Origin of the sequence: Psychrobium sp. nBUS_13 (genome assembly GCF_051201665.1) — a bacterium.
In the GTDB taxonomy this organism is placed as follows: domain Bacteria; phylum Pseudomonadota; class Gammaproteobacteria; order Enterobacterales; family Psychrobiaceae; genus Psychrobium.
The window spans coordinates 1900165-1920371 of the sequence record NZ_CP179210.1; the positions used below are offsets into that span (position 1 = coordinate 1900165).

Sequence of the window (20207 nt, forward strand, 5' to 3'; positions counted from 1 at the left end):
TCCCTTAATGGTAGTAGTTTTGTCCACGGACATTGTCATGCTTGATATCTGCCAATAGATCGATTTGCTTAGGTTCACGTTTTTCTTGGTCTAAGTTCTTTTTCAGTATGATTTTTACGTTTGCTAGTCGGTAACCTCCAGTGTCTAGGGCCCGTTGACATGCCGCGTTTAGGCGCTCTTTTGAATAGACCTTGTTTAAGCTCAGTAAGCCAAAGCAGACTTTATAGCTTTGTTGTGGATGAGCTTTACTGTGCAATTGATAGTCGACCCACTGCGAGACATACTCACCGAGCGTACTCGCCCATTGTTTTAAGCGATCTGGCGTCCATTTAGCGTAATCTTGATGCGCCTTAGGCATATGCTCCACTTGAGTGCTGTAACCTCCGATGCGGATTGAACGAAGATGCTGGGCAATACATTGATTTTGATAATAAAGTTTTACAGTCTTATCACTGACATGCGCCTCGACTTGCTTTTTAAGTAGCCCATACGGCACTGAGTAATAGTGCTTATTCACTTCAATATGGTAATCAACATTTACTTTGACCTTTTTTATGTAGGTGTACTGGTAAGCGTGTCTCGGAAGAGGCCTCATGGCGGGCAGCTCATGGGTATTAAACTCTGTTGTTCTGTTTCCTGGCAGTTTCTGGAAAGGCTTGGTGTTTAACTTCACAAGTAATTGGCTGACCCGCTGATTGAGCTGCGTTAAGCTATAGAATGTTTCATGGCGTAATACCGCCATTATCCAGCGTTCGACGATCAGCACACCATTTTCAGCTTTAGCCTTGTCTTTGGGCCGCAACGGTCTTGCTGGAATGATTGCTACATTATAATGTGCAGCAAGCTGCTGATATGTTGGGTTTAAGTCAGGGTCATATTTACATGCTCTTGTTGTCGCTGAACGCAAATTGTCAGGCACAATAATATCGGGAATGGCACCTAAAAACTCGAATGCTCGAACATGGCTCATTACCCAATCTTCAAGCTGTTGGGATAGCGTCGCTTCAGCAAAGGTAAAATTAGTACCACCCATCACAGCAACGAATATTTGTGCGCCGCGAAATTCACCAGTTTGTGGGTTAACAATGGGGATTGTTGGGCCACAGTAATCAATAAACAACTTCTCACCGTACTTATGAATCTGTCGCATCGACGGTTGTTGACGTGACAGCCAGTCTTTGTAAATACGGCACATCTGCGGATAGCTATAATGATTAGTGGCATTTCGCTCGACATACTCTTGCCACAGCAACTGTTTAGTAACGCCTTTACCCTTTAATTGACTATTGAATTGTGACCAGTTTGGCAGCGGGATCGCAGTCCTAGGTTGGATTTTGGTTTGCAAAAAGCACTTATTGAGTTTGATGTCGTCCCAAATTGGTGGCAACGGCCATTCCTCTATACCCATGAGCTTAGCGCGGTTGACATAGGTCGATACAGTACCTGGTGAGATAGACAAGCTTGTACCGATTTTACGGTGTGATAACTTGGCTTCATATTTTAATCGAAGTATTTCTTTAAGTTTTCGCATTGATATTGACTCTGCTGGCATAACGACTCCTTGATAAAAATGGAGTAAACATTATGCGGTTATAACAATGCAAAATGGCAGTATTGAAAGCAGTCATTTGAAATTAGCCTAGCTAAAATCAGTGATCAACATCAATGAGAAAAGGTGATCAGCTTGAATGAGAATGTGTGATCAGTTTCGATGAGAACAGGTGATCAACATCCATAAGAATATGCACCTCATTCATTGATAAAAAAAAGCTTGAAGCACATATCAGTGGAGAGTTGGTTAGGCTTTACCACCATGGTGAATGTGTCGCCTCACATCCTCGTTCATCAAAAATAGGTGCACACACGACAATTGAGGGGCACATGCCAATCGCTCATCGCAAGCATGATCAGTGGTCCCCTCATCGTTTTGAAAAGTGGGCGAAAGACATTGGTAGTAGCACTGAAGAGCTCGTCATCAAATTACTGCAATCGAAACGGCATCCAGAGCAAAGCTATCGTGTCTGTTTAGGATTACTGAATTTATCGAAGAAATATTCACCAGCAAGGTTAGAAGCCGCCAGTCGCCGAGCTTTACATGCAGGCATCATGCGACTCGCAGGTATCCGCTCAATCTTAGATAAGGGACTAGACCGTCAACCATTGCCGGAAGTTCAACTCGACTTACTTGGTGAAATCGAGCATAAAAATGTTCGCGGAAACAAATATTATCATTAAGGGGAAAACCAATGAAAACCATTTATAACCAATTGAATACGCTGAATCTTGGTGGCATACGTGATGCATTAACGCTCCAAACGGAGCAGCCAAATCATTACAAAGAACTCGCTTTTGAAGAGAGGTTAACCTTGTTACTCGATAATGAGATAAATCAGCGAGTCACTAGAAAAATAGAGCGATTAACTCGCCAAGCAAAATTTAGAGTGCAAGCTCAGATAGAGCAACTCGATTATCGTGCCAATCGTAACCTAGATAAGGCACAAATCCGCTCGCTAGCACAGGGCGAATGGTTACGACTTCATCAAAATATCTTAATCACAGGAGCGACAGGTTGTGGCAAAACCTACTTAGCCTGTGCGCTTGGCCAACACCACTGCCAGCAAGGCGATAGCGTGTTCTACTTTAGATTAAAAGAGCTATTGGAGAAGATGTATTTATCTCAGGCCGACGGAACTTATCGCAAGTTTATCAGTAAATTAACCAATGCAAATTTACTGATTTTAGATGACTGGGGGTTAGAGCCACTAACCGCTCAGCAGCGGAGTGATTTACTAGAGCTCATTGATGCTAGGTATGATACTAAATCAACGTTAATCGCTAGCCAATTACCGCAAGAACATTGGTACAAAATGATCGGGGAATCTACCCATGCCGATGCCATTTTGGATCGGCTAGTTCATGGCTCAATAAAAATAAAATTAGAAGGTGAATCGATGCGAAAAATCATCAATAACTTGACTGATGGAGATCACTCAAGCTAAATTTAAAGAGGCTCTACAAAACAGAAAAAAGCGATCTCCATGAATGTTATTGGGTGATCTTCTTCATGTTATTACGCACCAAATAAATCAAGAAACGGCCGCCCCCACATTGCGCTGGGTGTTTCAGTGTTTTGATGGCATCAATTTACTTCAACAAGGTGATGATTATATTTACGATCAAACCTACTTAGATGGCCTGACCGAACTCAGGCAAAAGATAGTAAACCTTATTGGTGGGCATGCCATGCACTTATACAAAATCAAAAAAGTGACCTAGGGGTCTGATCAATGTGTGTTTTAACAAGTACAAGTGGGCAAATATTTAATGCAATTGGTATTATGTGGCTTGATGCAGCGGGATTATTTATCCATTCCAGACCTCGGTTATGCGTTTTTAGACACCGCACATGGATAGGGCTTTGCCTACGAAGCAGCAAGCGCATTTGTCGAAAAGGTAAAGCTAGACGCAAAATATTCTACGCTTGCAGCAATGACGAACCAAGTAAATAATGCCAGCATTGCTCTATTATTAAAATTAGAGTTTAGGGAAATAAAGGAAAAGCCATCTATTGAAGGATTGAAAGATAGTCGATACTTTGAATTGTCAATATCCTAACCGTATACTGTTTGACGTGTAATTATTGAATAGCGCTTTGCGCGCCATTCAATAAAATAAAAATTTAGAAAGAAGTAGTATCGCTAAATAAACCGACTTTTAAATCTTTGGCATTGTATATTTCACGGCCATCTACTTCCATAGTAGCGTCAGCCATCCCCATAACAAGCTTACGGTTGATAACCCGTTTCATATTTATTTTGTAGGTGACTTTTTTAGCATTAGGTAAAACTTGCCCGGTAAATTTTAATTCACCAACACCTAGCGCACGGCCACGACCTTGACCACCAATCCAACCTAGATAAAAACCAACGAGTTGCCACATGGCGTCTAACCCCAAACAACCGGGCATTACTGGGTCGCCAATGAAATGACAATCAAAAAACCACAAATCTTTAGTAATATCTAATTCTGCAATAATTTCACCCTTACTAAAAGTACCGCCATCTTCAGTCATACTAACGATGCGATCCATCATTAACATGTTTGGCGCAGGTAATTGTGGATTTCCTTGACCGAATAATTCACCACGGCCACTAGCCAGTAAGTCTTCTCTTGTGTAACTTGATTTTTTAATCATTTTTTTAAATCACCGTATAAATTTGTGGGCTAGGTTAGCGAACACCTGTACGCTAGACAACTCCGATGAGCACGTTACCAGAATTTTAAACGAGATAACAATGATATCTGCGGCGCTTGCGGATTGTTTAAATCGTCAATACGGTGCTCTATGACGCCATACAACGAATCTTCTGGATAACAACCACTGTCATCCATCACGCCTGCAGGTAGACTAAAGCCTAATTCAATGGCCTGTTCAATATGATCAACAGGGAAGATAGCAAATTGCTTTAATTCAATCGCCTCTCTTATGTCTTGCGGCAGGTTCAAATTGGGTACATTCGACGCAGGAATAATCACCCCTTGTTGCTTGTCAAAACCATTCGCTTTACAGACATTATAAAAGCCGACAATTTTTTCATTAACGCCACCAATGGCCAAAATATTACCAAATTGATCCATAGCACCGGTTACTGCGATGCCTTGGTTAAGCGGCTTTTGCGCAAATGCAGACAATAGACACATTAAGCTGGCCATTGCAGCGCTATCGCCGTCGATACCTTGATAGGATTGTTCAAATACAAGATTTGCATCAAGGGGAATTTCATCATCCATCGCAAATTTTTGATGTAAGTAAGAGGTCAGAATAGCAACGCCTTTCGCGTGAATATTACCCGCCTGATCGACTTTACGCTCCACATCACCAATATCGCCATCGCCGTAATAGACCGCTGCGGTAACGCGAGATGGCTCGCCAAAACTATCTAAATCGGTATCTAAGACTGATAGGGCATTTATTTGCCCGATTTGTTGGCCATCCGTTACTAACAATAACTGCTTGTCCTTGATGGCCTCAAAGCTGTATTGTGCAATCCGGTTCTTACGATGGTTAAAGGCATCAATGGCTTGCAAAATATGGTCGCTATCGATCTTATCATTGTCTTGTGCGAAGACTTGCGCCTGTTGAATCAAAGACTTGAACATCGCGCTATCCAGAGACATACGTTGTTGATGTTCAATGAGGAATGACGAGTAGTTCATCAATGCTACTAATGCGTCGCTTGTTAAATCTACGCAATTAGCGCGACGAGCAATATTTTGTAAATAACCCGCGTATTTAACGAAGGCTTGCTCGTCGTCTAACGCAAATTGATGATTCACTTCAGCAATCAGTGGAAATAACTGAATAATATCAGGATCTAAATCCAATAACCCTTTATAAGACAGCGCATCGCCAACCAGAATTATTTGCGTCTTTAAATCAATAGCCTGTGGATCGAGCCAATGATTGGCGCTGGTCCATTTAATTTGACGGTCAAACAACGATGACTTTAACTCAAACCACAATTGAGTATTTTCGAGCAAACGATCACTTGGCAAAACAAGGACACCGCCATTGGCTTGATGGAGCAAGCCTGGTTGTAATAAGTGATGGTTCGCCACCGTCGTACCTTGCTCGGTAATATGGGCAATATCACCAAAGAGTTTAACGCTGTCAGGGTTGTCACAAAAAACAATTGGAAAGGTGTCATCGGCTTGATGCGTGACAAAATTGTTCACCAAAATAGGATGGCTTAAGGCATAACCATTATCTAGTTGCTTGGCCAAATCATTTAGAAACGTTAATACCTTAGGTAAACGTTTAAATACTTTCAGTAATGGTGCCAACTCGTCTGTGAAAAACTTTGTATCACTGTCCTGATTTTCTTTAACCAAGGCACTAGCACGTTTTAGCCATGAATGAACTAGACGGGTAAATTTAACCCCTTGGCCCTGTGGTAAGTTTATACAAATTGGCTTACGCGCATTGGTAACATCCTCACAATACACCACGTCAAATACGTTATCGGTAACCAGTGGATTAGACAGCAACAACTCCCTAATAAGCGCCTTTGAATCGATAGCGGGGTAGCCAAGCACCATCATATGCTGTTCACTACATTGCGGTGTCGAGAAAAACTTGAACGCATTTTGCGCGCGATCTTGCCCTAAACTCAGGCCGACGGCATCGAGCCATGAGTGATTTTCTAACAGGGTTTTGGCATGCTGCTGATCAAATCCTAATTGCTGTTTGGTTAACCCTGTTACTTTATTCAACGACGACTTCCTTATAACTAATTATCTGTTTCTATTCAACTTATCACGCTTAACTATCTTATGGCTAGCGGTTATCGCACGGTTACTGCTAGGCCTTTTAAGTAAAAGCCCTCAGGAAAGGTACTGGCAATTGGATGATCTGATGCCTGAGATAAACGCGCAATAATTTGGGCATCACGTTTTGCATCAAGGGCCGCATCGGCAACAATCTTTTGGAATAAGTCACTCGCCATTAAGCCAGAACATGAATAGGTTAAGAGTGTGCCACCTGGATTAAGTAATTGCATCGCCACCATGTTGATATCTTTATAACCTCGACAAGCGCCATTAAGCTGCGATTTGTTGTCTGCAAACTTTGGTGGATCTAAAATGATCACATCAAAGGTTTTGCCTTCATCACGGTAACGACGAAGGAGTTTAAATACGTCTGCTTGTACGAAATCGACTTTTGACATGTCCAATTGATTGATTTCAATGTTTTGCTTCGCAATATCTAGGGCGCTCTGTGACAAGTCAACATTGGTAAAGTGCTTAGCACCTTCTTTCATGGCGTAGATACCAAAGGTTCCCGTGTAACTAAAACAGTTTAATACAGTCTTGTCTTTACAGAAACTGCCCGCGATGCGTCGGTTATCTCGTTGGTCAAAGTAAAAACCCGTTTTATGACCGCCAGTGATGTCCACTAGAATATCAACACCGTTTTCTTTGACTAATGTTAATGGTGCGGGTTCATCACCTTTAATTAGCCCTTTAGTTGGCTCGAGACCTTCTTTTTTACGCACATCAACGTCTGAGCGATCATAAATATTATGCTCAGGGTAAAGCGCATCAAGAGCGGCAATAATATGATGACGATTATATTCTGCACCGGCGCTGAGTAATTGACAGACAAGCGTGTGATCATAGTGATCAATGGTGACGCCAGGTAAATAATCAGATTCTGCAGCCACTAAACGAAAGCCCGTTAGCTGTTGATCGTTGATTAGCGATACTCTTGCTTGTGCCGCAGCACTGATACGCTGTTTGAAAAAATCAGCATCAATGGCAACATCCGGTTCAAAAGACCAAATACGAACCCGAATTTGTGATTCAGGGGAATACGCCCCAGCTGCTAACCATTTACCTTGCGCATCAAGAATATCGACAGTTTCGCCTAATTCAGGCTTGCCCTTAACTGACTTTATAGCCATCGAAAATATCCAAGGATGACGGCGGTTTAACGCTTTCTCGCGGCCAGGTTTTAGAATAATTGAAGCGTTGTTTGACTGTTGCATGAGATCACCTTGGACCGGAAAGTTGAGTGAGGCGAGATTTTACTGACGGACCCCGCTTGGTGCAACTTATTTCAAGGTTTAGCTCGGTTTAATACCGTTTTAGTTCACATTAGTGCAAACAAAATCAATGAAGCGAGTTTTAGTGCATAAAAAGGCGCTGAGTATGGCTAAAAATCAACGGCATAGCCTAGCTATTGTCGTAATCATCGCGTAGAATTGCCCACCTTTGTCAAATTCAATAAATAGTGATGAATAATCAAGCTAGGCTTTACATTGGCTAGTTTTTGAACATCGCTCATTAACCATTACTATGGGAAAGCTTAATGCAGCAACTTGAAACAATTGTTAAGCAAGCACAAGATGAAATTACTCAAGCGACTGATCTCAACACGTTAGATCAGGTTCGTGTTACCTATTTAGGTAAAAAAGGTAAAATGACTGACTTGCTGAAATCGTTAGGCCAATTGTCTAATGAAGAACGTCCAAAAGCAGGGCAGTTAATTAACCAAGCTAAACAGCAAATTCAAGCTGCACTAGTTGAAAAAGGCAACGTCCTACGTACTGCGGAGCTCAATGCGAAGTTGGCGAATGAGTCAATTGACGTGAGTCTTCCCGGTCGCCGCTTAAGCGCAGGTACTGTTCATCCGGTAAATCGCACTATCGAGCGCATCGAGAGTTTCTTTGGTGAGCTTGGCTTTAGCGTTAAAGCTGGCCCTGAAGTTGAAGATGATTTTCATAACTTTGACGCGTTAAATATTCCTGACCATCACCCAGCACGTGCCGATCACGATACATTTTACTTTGATCCTAAAACTGTATTAAGAACACAAACATCGTGTGTACAAATTCGTACGATGGAAGTTGAAAAGCCACCATTGCGTATTATATCGCCAGGTCGTGTATATCGTAATGATTACGATCAAACGCATACGCCTATGTTCCACCAAGTGGAAGGCTTAATGGTCGACAAAAATGTTAGCTTTACTCAGCTTAAAGGCATTTTGCATGATTTCTTAAAGAATTTCTTTGAAGAAGATTTAGAGATCCGTTTCCGTCCATCATATTTCCCATTTACTGAGCCTTCAGCTGAAGTTGATGTTAAAGGTAAAAATGGTTGGCTAGAAGTATTAGGTTGCGGCATGGTTCACCCTGAAGTACTACGCAGTGCAGGCATTGATCCTGAAGAATACACTGGTTTTGCATTTGGTATGGGCGTTGAACGTTTAACAATGCTGAGATATGGCGTTGATGACTTACGTTCGTTCTTTGAAAACGACGCACGTTTCCTAAAACAGTTTAAATAAGGTTATCACATGAAATTTAGTGAATCATGGCTACGTGAGTGGGTTAACCCTAGCGTAAGTAGCGAAGAATTATCAGCTCAGTTAACAATGGCTGGCTTAGAAGTAGATGATGTTGAGCCAGTTGCTGCTGAGTTTACTAACGTGGTTGTTGGTGAAGTCGTAGAATGTGGTCAACACCCTGACGCCGATAAGTTACAAGTCACCAAAATTAACGTTGGTGAAGAAGAGCTTGTTGATATCGTTTGTGGCGCAAAAAACTGTCGTCAAGGTCTAAAAGTTGCTGTTGCTAAAGTTGGTGCGGTATTACCGGGTGACTTCAAGATTAAGAAAGCGAAGCTTCGCGGTCAACCATCGTTTGGCATGTTATGTTCGTTTAGCGAATTAGGCATGGCAGATGAGAGTGATGGTATTTTAGAGCTGCCATTAGATGCGCCAATCGGCACTGATGTTAGAGAATATCTGTCATTGAACGACGTTTCGATTGATGTTGATTTAACGGCTAACCGCGCAGATTGTTTAGGTATTAAAGGTCTTGCTCGTGAAGTGGCTGTGCTTAACAATATTGATGTTACTGCACCAGCGATTACACCTGCTGACGTAACTATTGAAGACAAAGTAGCGATTAAACTTAGCGCACCAGAGTCATGTCCACGTTATCTTGGTCGTGTCATTAAAGGTATCAACGTTAAAGCGGCTACGCCATTATGGATGAGCGAAAAGCTACGTCGTAGCGGTGTTCGCAGCATAGATGCCGTAGTTGATGTCACTAACTATGTGTTACTAGAGCTTGGTCACCCAATGCACGCGTTTGATTTATCGACTATTGACGGTGGTATCGATGTACGTATGCCAACAGCCGCTGAAAAGCTTACGTTGTTAGATGGCAACGAAGTAACGCTTAACGAAGATACATTAGTGATTGCTGATGATAATAAAGCATTAGCTATGGCTGGTATTTTTGGCGGTGAAAGCAGTGGTGTTAACGACTCAAGTGAAGATATTTTCTTAGAAAGCGCATTCTTTGGTAAGCTTGCGATTGCTGGGCAAGCACGCAAGTATGGTTTACACACTGATGCATCTCACCGTTACGAGCGCGGCGTTGATCCTAAATTGCAGTTTGATGCCATGGAACGTGCAACACAGCTATTATTAGATATCGTTGGTGGTCAAGCTGGCCCTATCGTTGAAGCAGTTGCAACTGAACATTTACCAACGTCAAATAGCATTGAATTACGTCGTAGTCGTTTAGACCGTATTATCGGTATTTCAATTGACAGTGACAAAGTAACTGAAATCCTAACGCGTTTAGGTATTGATACCGTTGTTACTGATGCAGGCTGGAGTTGTCAGTCTCCTTCATACCGTTTTGATATCAATATTGAGTCAGATCTGATTGAAGAAGTAGCGCGTGTATTCGGTTACAACAATATTCCTAACGAGTCACCAGCAGGCATGTTGGTAATGAGTGAGCACAAAGAGCAGGCGTTAAGTGTTAATAACCTACGCAACGCGATGGTTGCTCGTGGATTTAACGAAGCCATTACTTATAGCTTCGTTGATCCAAAGAAACAGCAGGTATTATTCCCTGAGCTTGCTGCAAAAATATTACCACACCCAATCTCTGCTGATATGTCGGTAATGCGTGTAAGCTTGTGGACAGGTTTGATTCAAGCGGTTAGCAATAATCAGAAACGTCAACAAGGCCGCGTTCGTTTATTTGAAACTGGTTTACGTTTCTATCCAAACGAAGCCAGCGAACATTGTATTTCACAAGATCCGATGATTGCTGGCGTTATTGCTGGTGGTATTAGTGACGAGCATTGGGACTTAGAGTCTCGTGCAGCAGACTTCTTCGACCTTAAAGGTGATCTAGAAGCCTTGATGGAATTGACAGCAGACGTTGATCAATTTGAGTTCAGAAAAGCGAATCTTGATGCGCTTCATCCTGGTCAATCCGCTGAAATTTTCGTTAACGATGAGTCAGTTGGGTTTATAGGAGCTATTCATCCACAACACGAAAAGCCGCTTGGCCTCAATGGTCGTACCATTGTTTTTGAGATTACTCAAGCTGCTCTTTTGCAAAGAAAATTGCCTGAATCCGTTGCCCAGTCTAAGTTTCCGGCTAACAGACGCGACATTGCTCTTGTAGTGAAAGAAGAAGTAAATGCAAAAGAAGTAGTAAAAAGCATACAAAATGTTGGCGAAAATCAGTTAGTTGGCATAAACTTGTTTGATGTATACCGTGGTCAAGGCATTGAAGACGGATATAAAAGTTTAGCAATTGCGTTGATTTTGCAAGATGCGGAACGAACTTTGGAAGATAAAGACATTGCATTGGTTGTCGAAAAAGCAGTCAAAGCAGCTAATGATTCATTTGGTGCAACTTTAAGAGACTAGAATATGGCCTTAACTAAAGCCGATATGGCAGAACATCTATTTGAAAATTTGGATTTTAGTAAGAAAGAAGCCAAGGAAATGGTAGAGCTATTTTTTGAAGAGCTACGTGGCTGTTTGGAAAGAGGCGAACAAATCAAACTATCAGGATTTGGTAACTTTGATTTACGTGATAAAGCGGAACGTCCAGGTCGTAACCCTAAGACTGGTGAAGACATTCCAATTTCTGCACGCCGTGTTGTTACCTTTAGAGCAGGTCAAAAGTTAAAAGCACGCGTAGAGCAGCTTGAAGCGAAAGACTAATAGCCCGATGACCCAATAAAGTAAGCACCTATCGCATTAGGTGCTTACTTTTTTCTTGTATAAGCTTACCTATCTATGAATAGTCCTATTCATGGAACGATTTCTATATTTCAAAATATTTCCTGTGCTTAATACGGCTTCCAATTGAAAATGATATATCGTGTCCAGTAATCTTATCTAGCTACTCGACTAAATACGAGATCTTGTTGAGGTAAGGGAAACTAAAGTAGAACACAGCTCAACGAGTGAGATTGACTAAGGACACATTATTAAGATTGAAAGCAAAGCAGTATTTATTACTTTTAACTGACTCAAGTGGTCAATTAATTAATGGCGTAGTGTTAAAGGCTTTCAGTGTGATCTGAATTAGGTATGTTGTTTGAGCTTGCAGGAAATATATTGCCACCTGTTTAGATAATAATGTACTAGTAGAAGTATCCGTACGGTAATAAGAGGTGCTTATAGCAATTACATTAAATATTTGACCACTTGTGCTTGCTAGAATTTACAATAACTGCGTTGCTCTCAATCCCAAGCTATTGCACAATCGAGCGACTTGTTTTAGTTGATTCTTCCTAAGCACAACAAGATTACTTAAATAATGGAATTGGTATTATCTGGTTGATGGGCTGTAGAAGTTATCAAGTGACTAGGACTAATAAGAGAGACTGGTTTAGATCGATAAATTAGCAGTTCAAGTATAGCTAGAAAGAATAGGGCAAGTGTGAATTACTTGCCCTAATACTTAATCTTTACACCTTGAACTGAGATACAGCGTCGTTAAGTGCATTGGACTGTGCTGCGACTTCTTGGCTCATCTCAGAATTTTGATCTGATAATTCCGACGTTTCATCAGTTACGTCGCGAATCGTGACAACGTGTTTGTAGACTTCACTTGCTACGGCACTTTGCTCCTCGATAGCAGCAGCTACTGACTGAGCCATTCCAAGAATTATCGAAACATCATCGGTTATTTCTTGCAACATTTCACCAGTACTTGACGCTTGCTGAGCACTTACGTCACCTTGATCTCGACAAGTCGCCATCAGAGCGACTATCTCAGCAGTACGGCCTTGGAATTGAGAGATAATTGACTCAATTTCCTTTGTCGAATCTTGTGTTTTACTTGCCAAGCTTCTAACTTCATCGGCAACTACAGCAAATCCACGTCCTTGTTCGCCTGCACGAGCTGCTTCAATTGCAGCGTTCAAAGCTAACAAATTCGTTTGTTCAGCGATACCACGAATGACTTCTAGTACCTGACCAATACTTTGGCTGTCGCTTTCGAGCGCCGTAACAACTTGTTGGGAATCTAATAAGTTGGACGACAATTCATTAATTTTCTCAATGGTCTTTTCCACGCCTTGTTGGCCTGAAATTGCGTTTTGATTCGTTAACTCCGCCTTAGTCGCGGTATCGGAAGTATTCTTTGAAATCTCATCAACGGTAGCAACCATTTCGGTAATTGCCGTTGTAACCATATCGGTTTCAGCCATTTGGCTTTGTACACCTTGTGTCGTTACGGACACGTTAGTTGCGAGTTGATTCGTTGCATCGTTCAACGCAACGACTGAAGTATTCACCTCACTAATCAAACCTCTAAACTGGGTAACCATTTGATTAAAGTGCGACGACATTTCCGCAATTTCATCTTCGCCATCGCAAGGCGCGGTTAATGATAAGTTTTTGGTTTCGCCAATGGTTATCATTAAATCTCTTAGTTGTTCAATTGGTCGTAAAATACTGCGGGAGGTTAATACTGAAATGACGATAGCAATCGCAAGAATCACGAAAAACAATGTAAATTGTACGACAGCAATAGAGTCTTCAGTCTCAGTAATTTTTTGTTTGTTACTTGATACAATATCCTTAAGTAATGTTTCAGTTTTATGCACTGTTTTGCGCATGTTACCTAGTAAACCAAGTTTTTGATTAAATCCAAAAACCTGTTTTGCATCATACAGTGCGATAAATGCTTGGTGATATTGTGAAAGCAAACCAGCGTTTAAGGATTGGAGTTGTCTTGAAGCACTTACTGCATTGCCCATTGCCTGCAAACTTGCGTCAGACGGTTCAAGTAAAAATTGTTTTTCTATGTGTCGCAACTGATACAGTTCACTTTGTGATTGGTAGTCAGAGTTAGCAATTGAATCCAACAACGACGTTGAAGCGATTTGTAATCGTCCTTGTAATCCAAGGTTTGTCTTATAACCAATAGCTTTTTGTTGTAAGTTGAGCTTTTCAAAGATTCGTTGATAGTCACTTAAAATAGCGTCAAATTGATTTATCTGCTGTACTGATAAATCAAAGCTTTGAAAAGTACGCTTTAAATCGCCGCTTTCGGCTTTAATTAATTCAACATTCTTTTTAAATTTCCCAATATATTTTTCATCTTTACGTGCAAGAAAGTCTTTCTCATTACGACGTAATTGGAGAACACCTTTATCAATAGTGTCAGCAGTTTCAATTCCTTCTAAAAGAGAATGCATCGTGTTGACGCTATACATTTGTAGTATAAGCATCATGAGCATACTCACGCCTAGGAGGCAGGTACTTAAAAATAGCTTTGATTTAATTTTCATAAAAGGCTCTTTAGTAAATGGCGATAAACCATGATTCGCATTTGTTTGATGTGCTAACAACGTTCGGTTATAAAATGTTGTTAGATGAGTCCCTTCGATAATACTATCGACTGTGTCTAATATAAGTTTAGAACTTAATAACTTAAACGCAAAAAAAACCGAGCGAAAGCTCGGTTGTTATTCGATTTGTTACAATTATACTACGATTTAGAAATTCGCTTCACTTTCCAGCGATTATTTTCCCAAGTCATGAGTAAAAAGCGGTCATCAGCGACGACACCACCTTGATATTTTCCGCGAATGTGTAATTCGACACGTGTATCTTTCTTCGACTTTCTAAAGAAGTCACCGCCAACATCCGTAATTTGAACTGTGGCAGAATCAAGTGATAACTCCATAACATGACGCTGAATCATTTTGATACTACGGTAATGATCAACTAATCCTGCTACGCGTTTTACCGAGTTTTCTTTAATCTCATCAATGTCTTTCGCATTGTAAATAGCTTCAACAAACTCTTGCGCTACTTCTTCTGGCATTTTTTTTGATTCTTTATCGCCACAAGCAGAAAGCGCTAACGCGAATAATGCAATGATTGTTGCTTTGATTTTAACGCCTTTAGGCAGTAAAAAATTATTGTTCATGATGTTGTGCTTGTTTCCCTTGAATTGCTGTTAAGGCGATAGTGTAAACAATATCGTCGACTAATGCACCCCGTGATAAATCATTCACTGGTTTGCGCATGCCCTGAAGCATTGGGCCTATGCTGATCAAATCAGCGCTTCGTTGTACGGCTTTGTATGTCGTGTTGCCGGTATTTAGATCGGGGAAGATAAATACATTGGCTTGACCAGCAACTGGGCTATTCGGCGCTTTTGACGCCGCAACATTTTTCATGATCGCTGCGTCATACTGAAGCGGACCATCAATAATTAAATCTGGACGGCGCTTCTGCGCAATTTCAGTTGCTTCTCTTACTTTCTCAACATCAGAGCCTGTTCCTGAAGTACCTGTTGAGTAACTAATCATAGCAACCTTTGGCGAAATTCCAAACGCGATTGCAGAATCTGCTGATTGAATCGCAATTTCAGCGAGCTGTTCCGCGTTTGGATCAGGATTAATAGCACAATCACCATAAACCAATACTTGATCTGGCAACAGCATAAAGAATACTGAGGATACTAGGCTAGCTTCTGGCGCTGTCTTTACTAGCTGTAGTGGTGGACGAATGGTATTTGCGGTTGTGTGAATTGCACCCGATACTAATCCATCGACTTCATCTTGCGCCAACATCATAGAACCAAGAACCACATTATCTTCGAGTTGTTCTTGGGCTACGACTTCTGTAAGGCCTTTGTGTTCACGCATTTTTACCATAGGATCTATGTATTGTTGACGCACGTCTTCAGGATTGATGATGGTTACACCAGCACCTAATTCGACCCCTTGTTGGGTTGCGATAAGAGCGATTGTTTCAGGGTTGCCTAACAATACACAATTAGCAATATTACGCTGCGCGCAAATTGCTGCAGCTTTGATCGTGCGAGGCTCTTCACCTTCTGGCAGTATAACTGTTTTAGCAGCACGGCGGGCCATTTCGGTTAATTGGTATCTAAAGGCAGCAGGGGACAAACGACGTTCTCTGCTTGACGCATGCGCTAGAGAGCTTATCCAGTGTTTATCAATATGACTTGCAACAAACTCGTCTACTTTGTTGATACGATCTACATCATCATTAGGCACTTCGTGGTTAAAGCTTTGTAAATCAATTGAGGTCTGCCAAGTATTTGTCTCTACAAGTAAGATTGGCAAGCCCGTCGCCATCGCTTGTTGACAGAGATCTAATACAGGTTGCTCCGGCTCGTACCCATTGGTTAACAACAACGCGCCAATTTTTGTTCCATTCATTGCCGCAAGACAGGCTGATACGATAACGTCTGAACGATCCCCTGAGGCGACCAGCAGTTTATTGGCACTGAAGTTTTCCACCATATTTGGAATACTACGTGCGCAGAACGTTATACTTCTTAAGCGGCGGCTAGTAATTTCACCTTCGTTTATCACTTTTGCTTGAAGGTGATTTGCAATGTCGATAACACGTGGTGCGATGATCTGTTCATTCCATGGAATGTAACCTAAAACACGTATTGGACTGCGCCCAAATAATTGGAACACTTCCATTTGTTGTTGACTTGAACTGCTATTGTTGCCAGCAAGATCTTGACGAAGCACACCATTATCATCAATTGGTGCATTGATCTTATTAACGATACAACCCAAGATTCTTTCCGCGTCTGTACCGCCAAATGGTTGGCAAGCGATTTCTATTCGTTCTTTTTGTTGCGTTGCACTGTCATTACCGGGTGATGTAACAAAAACAACTTCTGCGTCAAGCGCTTTAGCAATCATGTTGTTAAGACGCGATGTGTATTGTTGTTTACGTGTAGGGACGAGTCCTTCAATAATTAAAATGTCATTATCTAGGGTAGCGCAGTTGGCTTGCTCAACGATTTCTTCCAGTAAGGTATCCGCCTTACCGCTACTCATCATATTATCAACATAACCGGGAAGAAGAGGTTTCGGTGGTTCAATATTAGGATTACGTCCGATGATGGTACTTGACCGCTCAGGCCCAACATCGCCTGATACGGGCTGTGCGACCGGCTTAAAAAAGTTAACTTTAATACCATGGCGCTCAACCGCATGAACTAATCCCATGCTGACAGAAGTAAGACCGACGCCAAAACCCACTGGCACTAACATTATAGTTCTTGGCATGATTATTCCTCTATTAATGCAATAGCATCAAGTGCAATGACGAGTTCTTCGTTCGTAGGGATAACAAGTGCAATTGGGCTATCCTTAACGGTAATTTTTCCTTCTTTGCCGAATCTAGCGTCAAGATTGGCTTGGCGATCTAACTCAAATCCAAAAATTTTCAATTGGTGAATAACATTCGCACGAATAATATCTGAATTCTCACCGATGCCACCTGTAAATACCAAAGCATCAAGTCTGCCTAACGGCACTGTGTATGAGGCTATGTACTTTGCGAGTCGATAACAGAATACTTCAACGGCAAGCTGGCAATGATCATGGTCGCGCATTGCGTGTTCTTCCACGACACGGCAATCGTTCGACAAGCCGGATAAGCCAAGTAAGCCACTTTTTTTGTTGAATATATCGTTAACTTCATCGTTGGTGTAACCAAGTTGATCAATCATGTATTGTGAAATGGCGGGATCAATGTCGCCACAACGTGTTCCCATGACTAAACCTTCAAGTGGTGTTAGCCCCATACTTGTGTCTACGCTTTTTCCGTTTCTTATCGCGGTCACACTTGCCCCGTTGCCTAAATGCGCGCTAATGATATTGAGATCATCGATTGGTTTATTCAAAACCTTCGCAGCTTGTTGCGTAATATACAAATGGCTCGTGCCGTGAAATCCATAGCGTCTAATGCCATGCTCAACATATAGATCTCTAGGCAGAGCATAAGTAAAAGCTTTTGGTGGCATGGTTTGATGGAATGCTGTGTCAAAGACGGCAATTTGTTTCAATGCAGGAAATGCTATTGACGCTGCTTTAATACCAATGATATTTGCTGGATTATGGAGCGGTGCAAGCTTAGATAGTTGTTCTAATTGCGAAAGTACTTGTTCGTTAATGACAACAGATTGGGTAAACAATTCTCCGCCATGCACCACGCGATGGCCGATTGCGGTGACGTTATCTGACAATGACAGTGTCGCGAGTAAATCAACGATAGTATCGACCGCCTTTTGATGCATTGATTGCGCTGGAAGGTCAATAGTGTGCTTAGTACCTTGATATTTATATTTGACAATCGGGGTGTCTGAACCTAGTGAGTCTCCGAGACCGCTGAACACTTCAGCATGGGACTGACTATCAATTAATGAAAACTTAAGTGACGAACTACCGCAATTTAATACAAAAACCAATGATTCTTTCATTGACGTTTCCTAAAGTGAGAAATTGAAAATGTGATTGCTTGTCAGATATTTCAACGCTATCGATGATGGGCTAGCTTTGTCGGCGCTGAGCCACTACAATAAGTATACAAATGTTGATAATTGCTGTAAGAAACCACTAGAGATAATGGTAACTATTATATACTTAAGTCGAATCTTAGTGTGGCAGTTTTTTGAATAATTGCCGTTTAATAGAGAATTTTATGACTGAAATTAAACTTTTAATTGATCAAGGCCGTGAGTACCAATTACTTTGGCCACAGCAAAGAGCATTATCTGTTATCTTTCCTGATCCAAGAATAATTAAGCTGTCGAAACTGTTACAAAAGAGTGCGGCACCGATTGTTTGCGTGAGTTTTGTGGTCCAATATCTGTATTTCGGCCATGAGGTATTACCACGAGGGTTAGCAATGTCTTTATTGGTGCTCAGCATTCCGTACCAAAGTTTGATCTGGTTGGGTTATCGTGCCAAACAGCCGTTACCTTTAGGGCTAATAAGCTGGTGTGCTGAGATTCGAAATCAAATGCTCGATGCTGGTATTTCGGTTCAGCCATTATCACGAAAGGCGTGTTATCGTGATATGGCGAGTTTGCTAAATCAGGCTTATAGCAAACTTAATAAGGCGTTTGATTTACCTTAAGGTTTTTTAAATACTGTTATCAGAAAGTCTAATTCAATGGCTAAATCATGTCTCTCAAGAATTTTTCGTCTAGCGTCACCGTTCGCTTTCCACGCAAAAGGTGTCATATCTAACAAACGTAATCGATCTTCCGGACTAGGTGTTATTTGATAGCTAAGCTGCTGACTAGACATTTTCTCTAAACCAGTAAATAAGGTGTCTTGTGTTGCATGTTCCCTAACTTCTTCATAAATAAATTCTCGCAGTTGCCAAAGATGGCGTGGGGCAGGAGTGACATTAATAAAGTAACCACCTGATTTTACTATTCTATGAAGTTCCAATTCATTGACAGGCGCATAAACCTTGAAAGCTACGTCTATTGTTTCACTTTGATAAGGCATTTCTTCTGAGCTTGCGACACTATAAGAGCCCGTTTGATGTTTTTTAGCAGCTTTTATTACCGCAGGTTTTGAAATATCGAAACCGTAGCTGATAAAGTGATCATTGGGATTAACTTGACGAGAATAGTAGCCTTCGCCGCATCCGATATCTAATAATTTACTGTGCTTAGGTACTAGCTCAGTTATCAATACACTAAGGTTCTCGGCCAAAGGTTGATAATGGTTAGCGCTTAAAAACGATTCTCTCGCCGCAATCATTGCTTTACTATCACCTGGCTCTTTTGACTTCTTACGCTGGACGGGTAACAAATTAAAATAGCCTTGCTTTGCTTGGTCAAAACGGTGGTTATTAGAGCAGCCAAGTTGCTTGTGCTCTAAAATAAATGAAAGCGGGGATTGGCACAGAGGGCATTGATAAATCATAAATTGTTTTCTTAGTTTGGAGATTGTTGAAAACAGGCGACCCATTGTGGTCGATGTTGTAAACAGGTGAGCATGATAGTGACACTGAGTAATATCTCTGGCACCCAAAAAAGCGGTGAAACGTATATGTACTGAGAGACTACGTGCGCAGAATCGAATTGTAACACCCAATAATAGTAGCACGCCATACCGAGTGTTTTAGCAATAAATAACAATAGGCTACCTATGCCGGCAGTAATAAAAGTGAAAAACCAAATATTATTACGCTGGGTCAGTTTTACCCAATACTGCAATAATATTATTGGTAATAAGTAGCCGCACAATAGAGAAATTCCTAATACATCAAATGGAAGTTTTCCAATGGCAAGTTGAACCCCTATCGCAAGTAAGACTGCTATAACTGCGAGTCTATACCCAATGATAAGGGTCGCTGCGGCAAGTCCCATAAAATGTAGTGGCATTTGCGGTGATATACCGCCAGAAAGAATTGCCAACAGACTAAGTGATAATGCCGACCCTGCAAACAAATGAATGGCGACTCGAGACTGTTTGAGTTGTATGAGTGCGCTAAGGGCATCTATCCGATAAACAAAATAAAACGAAATCAACAATAGGATTAAATTAACCATAACTAATGCCAA

Annotated in this window: 16 protein-coding genes and 1 pseudogene; 7 read left to right on the plus strand and 10 right to left on the minus strand. The window is 41.4% G+C overall.

From position 1 onward, the window contains the following. Positions 1-4: 4 nt before the first annotated feature. Positions 5-1552 carry an IS21 family transposase gene (istA, locus tag ACMAZF_RS08605; RefSeq protein ID WP_435276182.1) on the minus strand — a complete coding sequence of 516 codons (1548 nt, stop codon included), beginning with the start codon at positions 1550-1552 and terminating at the stop codon, positions 5-7. Between the two features lie 209 nt (positions 1553-1761). Here istA and ACMAZF_RS08610 point away from each other — a divergent pair. The 3 genes and pseudogenes from ACMAZF_RS08610 to ACMAZF_RS08620 all read left to right on the plus strand — a co-directional run. After that, a pseudogene (locus ACMAZF_RS08610) lies at positions 1762-2235 on the plus strand (IS21 family transposase); the annotation flags it as partial. Between the two features lie 11 nt (positions 2236-2246). Further along, positions 2247-2999 (plus strand): IS21-like element helper ATPase IstB, encoded by a 753-nt coding sequence (gene istB / locus ACMAZF_RS08615; RefSeq protein WP_435276949.1) that lies wholly within the window; start codon positions 2247-2249, stop codon positions 2997-2999. 43 nt (positions 3000-3042) lie between these two features. Beyond that, a complete protein-coding gene (locus ACMAZF_RS08620) occupies positions 3043-3276 on the plus strand; it encodes a hypothetical protein (RefSeq protein WP_435276950.1) in 234 nt (77 codons plus the stop codon). 403 nt (positions 3277-3679) lie between these two features. Here the strand turns inward: ACMAZF_RS08620 and fabA are convergent, their stop codons facing one another. The 3 genes from fabA to ACMAZF_RS08635 form a co-directional block, all read right to left on the minus strand. Then, the gene (gene fabA, locus ACMAZF_RS08625; protein ID WP_435276951.1) at positions 3680-4195 is read right to left on the minus strand and encodes a bifunctional 3-hydroxydecanoyl-ACP dehydratase/trans-2-decenoyl-ACP isomerase; all 516 of its coding nucleotides are present in this window, start codon (positions 4193-4195) and stop codon (positions 3680-3682) included. Positions 4196-4269: 74 nt separating this feature from the next. Further along, complete coding sequence (locus ACMAZF_RS08630; protein WP_435276952.1) at positions 4270-6273, minus strand: AAA family ATPase; 2004 nt, start codon at positions 6271-6273, stop codon at positions 4270-4272. A gap of 71 nt (positions 6274-6344) precedes the next feature. Continuing rightward, entirely contained in the window at positions 6345-7547 is a 1203-nt protein-coding gene (locus ACMAZF_RS08635; protein ID WP_435276953.1) for a class I SAM-dependent methyltransferase, read from the minus strand. A gap of 323 nt (positions 7548-7870) precedes the next feature. On the opposite strand from ACMAZF_RS08635, the gene pheS reads away from it, so the two are divergent. Genes pheS through ACMAZF_RS08650 form a run of 3 tightly spaced genes read left to right on the plus strand, consistent with a single transcriptional unit; the run spans position 7871 to position 11548 of the window. Beyond that, positions 7871-8851: a phenylalanine--tRNA ligase subunit alpha gene (gene pheS / locus ACMAZF_RS08640; RefSeq protein ID WP_435276954.1), complete on the plus strand. Its 981-nt coding sequence runs from the start codon at positions 7871-7873 to the stop codon at positions 8849-8851. Positions 8852-8860: 9 nt separating this feature from the next. Next, a complete protein-coding gene (gene pheT, locus ACMAZF_RS08645; protein WP_435276955.1) occupies positions 8861-11248 on the plus strand; it encodes a phenylalanine--tRNA ligase subunit beta in 2388 nt (795 codons plus the stop codon). 3 nt (positions 11249-11251) lie between these two features. Then, entirely contained in the window at positions 11252-11548 is a 297-nt protein-coding gene (locus ACMAZF_RS08650) for an integration host factor subunit alpha (protein ID WP_435276956.1), read from the plus strand. 752 nt (positions 11549-12300) lie between these two features. On the opposite strand, the gene ACMAZF_RS08655 is transcribed toward ACMAZF_RS08650, so the two are convergent. The 4 genes from ACMAZF_RS08655 to ACMAZF_RS08670 all read right to left on the minus strand — a co-directional run bounded on the left by ACMAZF_RS08655 (position 12301) and on the right by ACMAZF_RS08670 (position 18104). Beyond that, a complete protein-coding gene (locus ACMAZF_RS08655) occupies positions 12301-14037 on the minus strand; it encodes a methyl-accepting chemotaxis protein (RefSeq protein WP_435276957.1) in 1737 nt (578 codons plus the stop codon). Between the two features lie 293 nt (positions 14038-14330). After that, the gene (locus tag ACMAZF_RS08660) at positions 14331-14774 is read right to left on the minus strand and encodes a hypothetical protein (RefSeq protein ID WP_435276958.1); all 444 of its coding nucleotides are present in this window, start codon (positions 14772-14774) and stop codon (positions 14331-14333) included. After that, positions 14764-16908, minus strand: a complete 2145-nt coding sequence (gene pta / locus ACMAZF_RS08665) for a phosphate acetyltransferase (RefSeq protein WP_435276959.1) — start codon at positions 16906-16908, stop codon at positions 14764-14766. The genes ACMAZF_RS08660 and pta overlap by 11 nt, the downstream gene beginning before the upstream one ends. A 2-nt stretch (positions 16909-16910) precedes the next feature. After that, complete coding sequence (locus ACMAZF_RS08670; RefSeq protein ID WP_435276960.1) at positions 16911-18104, minus strand: acetate kinase; 1194 nt, start codon at positions 18102-18104, stop codon at positions 16911-16913. A gap of 221 nt (positions 18105-18325) precedes the next feature. On the opposite strand from ACMAZF_RS08670, the gene yfbV reads away from it, so the two are divergent. Beyond that, the gene (gene yfbV / locus ACMAZF_RS08675; RefSeq protein ID WP_435276961.1) at positions 18326-18763 is read left to right on the plus strand and encodes a terminus macrodomain insulation protein YfbV; all 438 of its coding nucleotides are present in this window, start codon (positions 18326-18328) and stop codon (positions 18761-18763) included. Here the strand turns inward: yfbV and rlmA are convergent. Then, positions 18760-19566, minus strand: a complete 807-nt coding sequence (gene rlmA / locus ACMAZF_RS08680; protein WP_435276962.1) for a 23S rRNA (guanine(745)-N(1))-methyltransferase — start codon at positions 19564-19566, stop codon at positions 18760-18762. The genes yfbV and rlmA overlap by 4 nt on opposite strands. An 11-nt stretch (positions 19567-19577) precedes the next feature. Beyond that, positions 19578-20195 (minus strand): hypothetical protein, encoded by a 618-nt coding sequence (locus tag ACMAZF_RS08685; protein ID WP_435276963.1) that lies wholly within the window; start codon positions 20193-20195, stop codon positions 19578-19580. Positions 20196-20207 lie beyond the last annotated feature (12 nt).